The following is a 9,687-nucleotide window of genomic DNA, read 5'->3' on the forward strand; positions in this document are numbered from 1 at the left end:
CCCGCCGGCGCTGTTCGCGGCGGGCGAGCCCGAAGCGCGCCGCGAGGACGCCGAGGCCGCCGCGCCCCTGCGCATCACGCTGAACTTCACGCCGGAGCAGTACGCGCGCTGGGAAGCGCTGATCGAGCAGCTGCGCAAGGACGGGCAGCTCGACCCGAGGGAAGAACTGGTGCTCGCAGCGCTCGCCATCCGCCCCCGGGGGCGGGTGAAGCAGGCCGCCACCGTGATCATTCGCCGCTGCCCGGACTGCGGGGCGCAGGCCTACGTCACCAACCGTGGCGAGCTCCCCGCCCCCGGGGGCGACCCGCCGCGCACGCTCACGCCGGCACTGCGACGGACGATCCTCGCCCGTGACGGCCACCGCTGCCAGGGTCCAGGCTGCACGAGCACGCGATACCTAGAAGTGCACCACCGGAAGCCCCGCGCGAACGGCGGCACGAACGACCCGAGCAACCTCTGCAGCGCCTGCCATCAGCTCCATCACGAGCGGGGCCTCGCGCGGACGGTTGTCGCCGGCATGAGCGCGCGCGGCTCGCCCTGACTGACGCCGCCGCACGAAAAAGCCCCGGCGAGACCGAGGTCTGGCCGGGGCGGGGGGCGGAGTGCGTGGCTACTTGACCAGGGTCATTTTCTGGGCGGCATCCAGGTCGAGGCCGGTGTTGTCCTGGAGGCGGGAGAAGTACACCCCGGACGGGCTGGCCTGGCCCTGCGTGTCCCGGCCATCCCAGGTGTAGCTGTGAGCGCCCGCGTCCACGGGGCCCGAATGGACCACGCGCACCAGGCGTCCGGTGGAGTCATACACGCTCAGGCGGATGCTCGAGGGCTGGTCCAGCGTGAACGAGAGGCGCGTCTTCGGGTTGAACGGATTCGGGAAGTTGGGCTCGAGGCGCGCCGCCAGCACGGCGTCGCCGACGCCCGTGGGCTCGGCCTCGGCGAGGGGGAGCACCATGCTGTAGATGTAGTCGTTGAGAATCGTGTCGTCGTTGTTGGCGGCGTTGCCCATGCCGTAGAGCGTCACGGTGCCCGTGCCGGTCGCGGGCGCCTGCCACTCCATCATCCAGCTGTGTCCGCCGGTCGTGCCGGCCGCGGTGCCGGCCAGGGTGTGCTTGCCGTACTGGCGCTGGTGGCCGGCGATCAGGCTGTCGCCAACCTGCGTGTTGCCGTCCACGGGTGTCAGGGTGCCGGCCTGGTCGCCGGCGGCGTCCAGCAGCGTGATCTCGAAGCCCCAGCGCGAGGCCTGGGGATCGCTGAGATCGATGCAGATCGTGTAGGTGTCGCCGGGCACGTACTGGCCGGCGCCGGAGACGCAGCTCTCGCCGAAGCTGCCGCTGCCGGAGTCCAGCGGGAAACTCCCGTGACAGTCGCGGCACGTGCCTTCACCGGGGGCGCCCGTCTTCCCGTTGAACGGGCCCCAGGGGTAGGCCATGGCCATTTCCACGTCGAGGATGGCGGTCATCGCCACGAGCAAGGCGAAGAGCGCGAGAAGGGTGACAAAGAGAGGGCGGCTGAGTCGCATGGGGACCTCCCGTTCCGGTTGCGTTCTCGAATCCAAGTGAGAGTGGTAGCGAGATTGCGCATATTGTACGAGATCTAGGCGCGAGTGGTCAATGTTCGCGGTTATCGAATCATTCTTGTGATAAGGAGTTGGAAGCCCGGTGGGTCCGGGAGCGCCCGGCCGCAACACCGCCGGGGAGCGTTGTGCGCGGCAGCGCCCTGTGCTAGCTTGCGCTGCGATCCGCACTTCCCCCACTTCCTCGCCACCAGGAGGTCCTGCATGTCCTTCAGGGGAACCACGGCGCTCCGCGCCGCCACGGCGCTCTGCGCCCTGCTGCCGGCGCTGTGGGTCGGCACGGCCCGGGCCAGCTACGAGTCCCTGGCCAACGACGTCCAGGAGATCAACCTGGACAACGGGCTCAAGATCCTGCTGCTCGAGCGGCACGACGTGCCCGTCTTCTCCTTCTGGACCTACGTGAACGTGGGCGGAGTGGACGAGGACAAGGGCCAGACCGGCATCGCCCACATGTTCGAGCACATGGCCTTCAAGGGCACCTACGACCTGGGCAGCAAGGACATCAAGAAGGAGCTGAAGGTGCTCGATGCCATGGATGACGTCTACGACGCCCTCCAGGCCGAGAAGCTCAAGCGCGACCTCGCCGACGGCGCGAAGATCGCCGACCTGCAGGCGAGGTTCGACGCGCTGCAGGGCGAGGCGGACACGCTCGTGGACACCAACGCCTTCGGCAAGCTCGTGGAGGAGCAGGGCGGCGTGGGCATGAACGCCATGACCAACTGGGATGCGACGCAATACTTCTACAGCATGCCGTCCAACAAGCTCGAGCTGTGGTGCCTGCTGGAAAGTGACCGCTTCATCAATCCGGTGCTGCGGGAGTTCTACAAGGAGAAGAGCGTCATCCTCGAGGAGCGCAACATGCGCACCGACAGCCAGCCCCAGGGCCGGCTCTTCGAGGAGTGGATCGCCGAGTCCTACCTGGCGCATCCCTACGGCCGGCCGGCGATCGGCTACCGCTCGGACATCGAGCTCTACAGCCGGCGCGACGCCGAGGGCTTCTACGCGCGGCACTACGGCGCGCGCAACATGGTGATCGCGCTGGTGGGGGACATCTACTACGACGACCTCGTCAAGCTCGCCGACAAGTACTTCGCCAAGATCCCGCCGGGTCCGGGGCCCACGCCCGTGCGCACCGTGGAACCGGCGCAGCGCGGCGAGCGGCGCGTGGACATCCGCGAGGCCACGCAGCCCTTCCTCTTCGTGGGCTACCACATCCCCGCACAGCGCGACCCGGATCGTCCGGCCATCGATGCGCTGGCCGACATCCTGGGGCAGGGCCGTTCCAGCCGCATCTACACGCGCCTGGTGAAGGAGGACAAGCTCGCCGCCTTCTCCGGCTGCTTCCCGGGACTGCCCGGTGACCGCTACCCGAGCCTGCTCACCTTCATCGCGGTGCCGAACCAGGACATCCCGATGGCGGACGTCGAGTCGGCCATCTACGAGGAAGCCAAGCGCACCGTGGACGACGGCGTCACCGCCGAGGAGCTCGCGGGCTACAAGACGCGCGCGCGGGCGCAGTTCATCCAGGGCCTGGAGAGTAACCAGGGCATGGCGGGACAGCTCTGCTGGGCGCAGATGATCCTCGGGGACTGGCGCGAGCTCTTCAAGCAGCTCGAGGCCATCGATGCCGTCACGCTGGAGGACGTCCAGCGCGTGGCGGGCCAGATCTTCACGGAATCCAATCGCACGGTGGGCACGATCTCCACCACGGGCGAGGACAGCTAGGCGAGGAGGCCACGATGAACCCCAAGCACTTCCCTGGCCGCGTGGCCGTCCGCGCCCTGACGGGGCTGCTGGCCCTGCTGCTGGCGCTCGGCGCGCTGACCCCGGGGGCGGCCTTCGCCAAGAAGAGCCCCTACGACAAGGTCCTCGAGGACCTGCCCGCGATGCGCGACTTCCAGCCGCCTGCGGTCACCCGCGAGGAGCTGCCCAACGGCATGGTGCTCTACCTGGTGGAGGATCACGACCTGCCGCTGATCCGCGCGTCGGCGATGATCCGCGCCGGGTCGATCTACGAGCCCGCCGCCAAGGTGGGGCTGGCGGATCTCGTCGGCACGGTGATGCGCAGCGGCGGCAGCGAGCGCTACCCGGGCGACAAGATGGACGTCCTGCTCGAGGACATGGGCGCCAGCGTGGAGACCGGCATGAGCGACGCCTCCGCGAGCGCCTCGCTGCGCTGCCTGACCGAGAACTTCGACCAGGTGCTGGACATCTTCGCGGACGTCCTGCGCCACCCGGCTTTCCCCGAGGACAAGATCGAGCTGGCGCGCACCCAGATGAAGACCGGCATCAGCCGCCGCAACGACGACGCCTCGGAGATCGCCCAGCGCGAGATCGCGAAGCTCTACTACGGTGCGGACAGTCCCTACGCCCGCCAGCTGGAGTACGACACCCTGGCGGCCATCGACCGCGGCGACATGGTCAAGTACCACGAGTACTTCTACCATCCGAACAACGTGATCCTCACCGTGGGCGGCGACTTCGACACCGCCACCATGGTGACGGCGCTGCGCGCGGCCTTCGACGACTGGGAGCGCGTGGAGACCTTCTACCCGCCGGATCCCGTCCTGAGCGAGACGCCGATGTCGGTGAACCTGGTGGAGAAGGACGACGTCAACCAGTCGAAGGTGCGCATGGGACACCTGGGCATCCGCTGGGACGACGAGTACCTCTTCCCGCTGCAGGTGCTGAACCAGATCCTCGGCGGGGGCTTCAGCAGCCGTCTCTTCAGCGAGCTGCGCAGCAAGCGCGAGCTGGCCTACGGCGTCTGGGCCTGGATGATCACGGGCAACCACCACCGCATGCCCTTCACGGTGGGCATCGACACCAAGAGCGAGTCCACGGTGGAGGCCATCGGGCTCATCATCGACGAGCTCAACAAGGTGCGCGAGGAGCCGGTCACGCCCGAGGAGCTGAGCCGGGCGAAGGAGGGGCTCAAGAACAGCTTCGTGTTCAACTTCTCGAGCCCCTTCAGCATCGCGAGCCGCAAGGCGTCCTACGAGTTCTACGGCCGGCCGCAGGACTTCCTGGACACCTACCTCGCCAAGGTCGACGCCGTGACCGCCGACGACATCCTCCAGGCCGCGCGCGCGCGCATCCACCCGGATCAGATGGCGATTCTCGTGGTGGGCAAGTCCGAGGACTTCGACGCGCCGCTGTCCAGCCTGGGCTTCGGCGAGCCGAACCTGATCGACGTGACGATCCCCTCGCCGACGCTCGACGTCGAGCTGCCGCCCACGACCCCCGAGAACCTGGCCGCGGGCGCCGCGCTCATGGCCCAGGCGGTCAAGGCCTTCGGCGGGGCCAAGGCGCTGGACGCGGTGAAGAGCCTGCGCTTCGACGCGGACTTCGTCCTCCAGGAGACCGGCATGGGGCCCATGACCTTCGGGGTCGTGACCCAGCGCGAGGGCGACACGCGGATGCGCGTGGAGACCACCACGCCCTTCGGCAACATGACGCAGATCCTCACCAAGGACGCGGGCTGGATCGTGAGCCCGCGGGGCAAGAAGGCCGTGACCGGGCAGGATCTCGCCGACATGTGGAAGGGCGAGCGCAGCAACCCGCTCTACCTGCTGCGGCACCTGGACGCGTACAAGGCCCAGTCGCTCGGCACCGAGTCGCTGGACGGCGTGGACTGCGACGTCGTCTACCTGCACGGCGAGGGCGACGAGGGCTACAAGCTCTACCTCGGGCCCGAGCACCTGATCCGGGGCATGGAGTACAAGGACGAGGGCCAGGCCGGCCCGGTGATGAACCTGACGCTCGCCAAGGACTACGAGAAGACCGGCGGCATCGCCTTCGCCCGCAACATGGAAATCAACCACGACGGCACGCTCTTCGCCGTGCTCAAGGTGAAGACCGTGGCCGTCAACCCCACGCTGGACGCCTCGCTCTTCAGCGAACCGTCGGAGTAGGGGCCGCGACGGGAGCGCGGCATGGCCTGGAAGCGCACGGTCGGGGAATTCGTCAGGGCGATGGTCAAGCGGCGCAGCTATGACCCGCGCCGCAACCTGTACCTGCTCTTCGGCTTCTGCTGGGGCCTGCCGATCCCGCTCTTCTCCCTCTACCTCGGCTTCTCCCTCGCGGGGGAGAAGCCGAGCCTGGGGGGCATCCCCGGTCTGCTGGCCGCCCAGCCCTGGCAGGGCGCCTTCCTGCTGCACCCGCTGCTCTTCGCCGCGGTCTTCGGCGTGCTGGGCACGGTCTACGCCATCAAGGAAGAACAGGTGGCCCGGCTGCTGCGGGACCTGCGCGGCAAGGTGCGCGAGCTCAACGTCGCCAACCGCGAACTGCAGGAGCTCGACCGCATGAAGGACGAGTTCCTCAGCAACGTCACCCACGAGCTCAAGACGCCCCTCGTCACGATCCAGGGCTACAGCGAGATGCTCGACGCCGGCCGCCTCGGCGAGCTCAGCGAGAAGCAGCGCAAGGCGCTGTCCGTGATGAAGCGCAACCAGGAGCGGCTCCAGGAGCTGATCCGGCAGCTGTTGCGCTACGGCAAGATGGAGGAGCGCAGCGCGCAGGTCTTCATCGGCGAGATCAGCGTGCTCAAGCTGTTCAAGTACCTCGAGCAGAGCTTCCAGCCCGTGATGGAGGCGAAGGGGGTGGAGTTCCTGGTGCTGCCGCCGGCGGAGGACGTCCACGTGGCGGGGCAGGAGGACCTCATCGAGCAGGCCATGCGCAACCTCATCGGCAACGCGCGGAAGTTCACCGACAGCGGGGGCCGCGTGGCGGTGACCGTGGACACCTCGGCGGCGCCAGAGCAGCTCGGCCTCGTGGTCGAGGACAGCGGTTGCGGCATCGCGGAGGATGCTCTACCTTTTATCTTTGAACGATTCAGGCAGGGCGACGGGTCCATCCGGCGCAAGTACGGGGGCACCGGCCTGGGCCTGGCCATCGTGAAGAAGATCGTCGACGCGCACCGCGCCGACATCCGGGTGGAGAGCAAGGTTGGGGAGGGTTCACGCTTCACCATCGTGCTGCCGGTGGTGACCCGGGATCAGGACCTTCTCCGGCCATCGCCGAGGAGGCAGTAGCGATGAGCGCAGACGAATCCCGCCGCATCCTGGTCGTCGACGACGAGACCGACATCCTGGAAATGATGCAGAGCCTCCTGGAGATCGAGGGCTTCCAGGTGCTCACCGCGGAGAACGGCGCCGACGCCGTCGCCGCCCTCGGCCAGCAGCCCGACCTGGTGCTGCTGGACATCATGATGCCCGACATGGACGGCCACGAGGTCCTGCAGGCGATCCGCGCCGAGGCCGCCACCCGCTCGCTGCCCGTGCTCATGGTCACGGCCCGCAACGACGTGGTGGACATCGGCAAGGCCCTGGACGCGGGCGTGAACGGCTTCGTCGTGAAGCCCTTCGACACCGAGAACCTGCTCCGCACCGTGCGCAGCACACTGGAGCAGCGGCCGATCGACTTCTACACGAACTACGAGGCCGTGGAGGGCGTCACCTCGCGGCAGGGGACCGGCTACCAGCAGGGCGACCGGATCATCTTCCTCGACCTGGAGGAGGCCGACCCCAGCGCGGACCGCATCCTGGAGGCGCTGGGCAAGGAGGGCGTCTACCTGATGAGCATCCTCCAGTTCGACTCGGCGCGCGGCACGCGGCAGAGCTCGGTGCTGGTGACGGCGGAGAACGGCATGGCCTTCGGCGCCTTCCTGAACGCGCTGCGGGCCAGCGGGAGCGTGAGCATCACGGCCTGCCAGATCTACAAGGACGCGCTGGACCTGCCCCAGGACCTGATCACCGGCGACCAGGAGTACACGCTGGAGTAGCGCGTCGCGCCGCAGGATGTCTCGACCTTGCGCCCCCGCCCTCGCGACTGTCGCCGGCGGGGGCGTCGTGCTATGCTTCAGGACGCCACCCCTCGCCAAGGAGCCGATCCCATGAAGACGCGCCCCCTCGCAGTCGCCTTCGCCCTGGCCGCCCTGCTGGCTCTCGCCTTGCCCGCCCTGGCCACCGTGCCGCCCTACGACCCCGCGGACGACCCGCTCCTCGGCCTCAAGTCGGGCTTCTGCGGCGCCGGCCGCGCCCTGCTCGGCGCGCGCGCGCCGGTGGCGGCCGACTACTCCTGGGACGTCCTCCACGCCACGCTGCACTTCGCGCCCAACTTCGGCGCCCAAACGCTGAGCGGCACGGTGCAGTTCGACAGCGAGGCGGTCTCGGACGGCCTCGCCCAGGTGACGCTGGACTTCAGCGACCTCATGGTCGTCGACGCCGTGCGCCAGGACGGCGCGCCCGTGGCCTGGACTCACGCCGCGGACCAGATCGCGGTGACCCTCGCCGGCCCCCTCGCCGCGGGCACGCCCTTCAGCCTGGAGCTGGACTTCCACGGCTCGCCCGGCTCGTCGGGCTTCGGCAGCTTCACCTGGACCGACCACGCCGGCACGCCCCTGCTGGCCACGCTCAGCGAGCCCGAGGGCGCGCGCGACTGGTGGCCCTGCAAGGACGTCCCCGACGAGAAGTTCACCGCCGACCTCTACTACCGCGTGCCGAGCCAGTACTCCGCGCCGGGGCCGGGCCTGCTGCAGTCCGTCACCGACAACGGCGACGGCACGAGCACCTGGCACTGGCAGGAGAACTACCTGATCAACTCCTATCTGATCGCGCTGACCGTCACGAACTACGCGCACTACACCGACTGGTACGTGTCCGCCGGCGGCGACTCGCTGCCCATCGAGAACTACGTCTACCCGGAGAACTACAGCAACTCGGTCGAGGACCTGAGCATCACGCCCACGGCGATCGCGCTCATGGACAGCCTCTTCGGCGCGTATCCCTTCATGGACGAGAAGTACGGTCACATGACCTTCCACTGGGCCGGCGCCATGGAGCACCAGACCTGCACGAGCATGGGCAACATCGTGCTGGGGGGCGGCCACTTCTACGACCGCATCGTGGTGCACGAACTCACCCACCAGTGGTTCGGCGACGCGGTGACGCTGCGGGACTGGCAGAACGTCTGGCTCAACGAGGGCTTCGCCAGCTACGGCGAGGCGCTGTGGTTCGAGTACACCGACGGCCAGGCCGGCCTGACCGACTGGATGACCCTCACCCAGAGCGATCCCAACTTCGACGGGCCGGTCTACAACAATCCGAACCTCTTCGGCGGGACGGTCTACCGCAAGGGCGCCTGGGTGCTGCACATGCTCCGCTACCGGCTGGGGGATGCGGTCTTCTTCCCCGCCCTGCGGCACTACTTCGGCCTGCACCTCTACGACAACGCCAGCACGGCCGACCTGCAGGCGGACCTCGAGGGCTTCACCGGCGAGGACCTCGACGGTTTCTTCCAGCAGTGGGTCTACGGCGAGAACCGTCCCGTCTACCGCTGGGGCTGGCAGATCACCGGGGGACCGGGGGCCTGGGGCGTGAACGTCGCCGTGCGGCAGGTCCAGACCAACGCGGGGCTCTTCGCCATGCCGCTGCCCTTCCGCGTCGACACCAGCGGCGGCCCCATCGACCTGCGGCTGGACAACGTCGCCTGGAGCCAGGGCTATCACGTCGACCTGGGGACGGCCCAGCCCCTGGACCTCGTCTTCGACCCGGACAACTGGGTGCTGGAAAACAGCAGCGAGGTGGCCTACGATGCCACCGCCGCGGACGAGGGGCCGGCGCTGGCCACGGCGCTGGTGGGCAACTACCCCAACCCCTTCAACCCGGCCACGCGCATCGCCTTCGATCTCGCGGTCGACGGGCCGGTGCGCCTGGAGATCCTGGACATCCGGGGCCGCCGCGTGCGGCTCCTGGCCGACGGGCCGCGCCGGGCCGGCCACCAGAGCCTGCTCTTCGACGGCCTTGACCAGCATGGGGAGTCGCTGCCCAGCGGGATCTACCTGGCGCGGCTGAGTGCGGCGGGGGAGACCAGCAGCCTGCGCATGACTCTCCTGAAGTAAGAGGAGCGCCCGTGCCCGCTGCGCCCCTGGCGGCCCCCAATCCCGAGCGTGAGCGTCGGGACGGCGAGCGCGTCACCTGGCTCAGCATCGTCGCCGAGCTGGTGCTCATCGCGCTCAAGCTCACGGTGGGGCTTCTGGGGCGCAGCCAGGCCCTCGTGGCCGACGCCGCCCACAGCGCCTCGGATCTGGTGACGGACTTCGTCACCCTGGTGGGCCT

General features: G+C 68.7%; 8 protein-coding genes. 7 read left to right on the forward strand and 1 reads right to left on the reverse strand.

Annotation, left to right across the window (positions count from 1 at the left end):
• The coding region (locus tag H6693_13900) for an HNH endonuclease (GenBank protein ID MCB9517279.1) at positions 1-541 on the forward strand (541 nt) is incomplete at its 5' end.
• Between the two features lie 69 nt (positions 542-610).
• Here the strand turns inward: H6693_13900 and H6693_13905 are convergent.
• A complete protein-coding gene (locus H6693_13905) occupies positions 611-1,516 on the reverse strand; it encodes a T9SS type A sorting domain-containing protein (GenBank protein MCB9517280.1) in 906 nt (301 codons plus the stop codon).
• Between the two features lie 258 nt (positions 1,517-1,774).
• Between H6693_13905 and H6693_13910 the strand changes: the two genes are divergently transcribed.
• The 6 genes from H6693_13910 to H6693_13935 all read left to right on the forward strand — a co-directional run.
• On the forward strand, positions 1,775-3,295 hold the full coding sequence (locus H6693_13910; GenBank protein MCB9517281.1) for an insulinase family protein: 1,521 nt from the start codon (positions 1,775-1,777) through the stop codon (positions 3,293-3,295).
• Between the two features lie 14 nt (positions 3,296-3,309).
• Entirely contained in the window at positions 3,310-5,484 is a 2,175-nt protein-coding gene (locus H6693_13915) for an insulinase family protein (protein MCB9517282.1), read from the forward strand.
• A gap of 21 nt (positions 5,485-5,505) precedes the next feature.
• Positions 5,506-6,603, forward strand: coding sequence for a HAMP domain-containing histidine kinase (locus H6693_13920; protein ID MCB9517283.1), 1,098 nt, complete (start codon positions 5,506-5,508; stop codon positions 6,601-6,603).
• A 2-nt stretch (positions 6,604-6,605) separates the two neighbouring features.
• Positions 6,606-7,352, forward strand: a complete 747-nt coding sequence (locus H6693_13925) for a response regulator (protein MCB9517284.1) — start codon at positions 6,606-6,608, stop codon at positions 7,350-7,352.
• A gap of 111 nt (positions 7,353-7,463) precedes the next feature.
• Entirely contained in the window at positions 7,464-9,470 is a 2,007-nt protein-coding gene (locus tag H6693_13930; GenBank protein MCB9517285.1) for a hypothetical protein, read from the forward strand.
• Between the two features lie 11 nt (positions 9,471-9,481).
• Positions 9,482-9,687, forward strand: a 206-nt coding sequence (locus H6693_13935) for a cation transporter (GenBank protein ID MCB9517286.1), incomplete at its 3' end; no start/stop codon positions are given.

This window comes from Candidatus Latescibacterota bacterium, from assembly GCA_020633725.1.
GTDB lineage: Bacteria > Krumholzibacteriota > Krumholzibacteriia > JACNKJ01 > JACNKJ01 > VGXI01.

Excerpts from the sequence above, each read along its gene's own strand:
- H6693_13905 (MCB9517280.1), bottom strand. The coding sequence starts at position 1,516 with ATGCGACTCAGCCGCCCTCTCTTTGTCACCCTTCTCGCGCTCTTCGCC.
- H6693_13910 (MCB9517281.1), top strand. The coding sequence starts at position 1,775 with ATGTCCTTCAGGGGAACCACGGCGCTCCGCGCCGCCACGGCGCTCTGC.
- H6693_13915 (MCB9517282.1), top strand. The coding sequence starts at position 3,310 with ATGAACCCCAAGCACTTCCCTGGCCGCGTGGCCGTCCGCGCCCTGACG.
- H6693_13920 (MCB9517283.1), top strand. The coding sequence starts at position 5,506 with ATGGCCTGGAAGCGCACGGTCGGGGAATTCGTCAGGGCGATGGTCAAG.
- H6693_13925 (MCB9517284.1), top strand. The coding sequence starts at position 6,606 with ATGAGCGCAGACGAATCCCGCCGCATCCTGGTCGTCGACGACGAGACC.
- H6693_13930 (MCB9517285.1), top strand. The coding sequence starts at position 7,464 with ATGAAGACGCGCCCCCTCGCAGTCGCCTTCGCCCTGGCCGCCCTGCTG.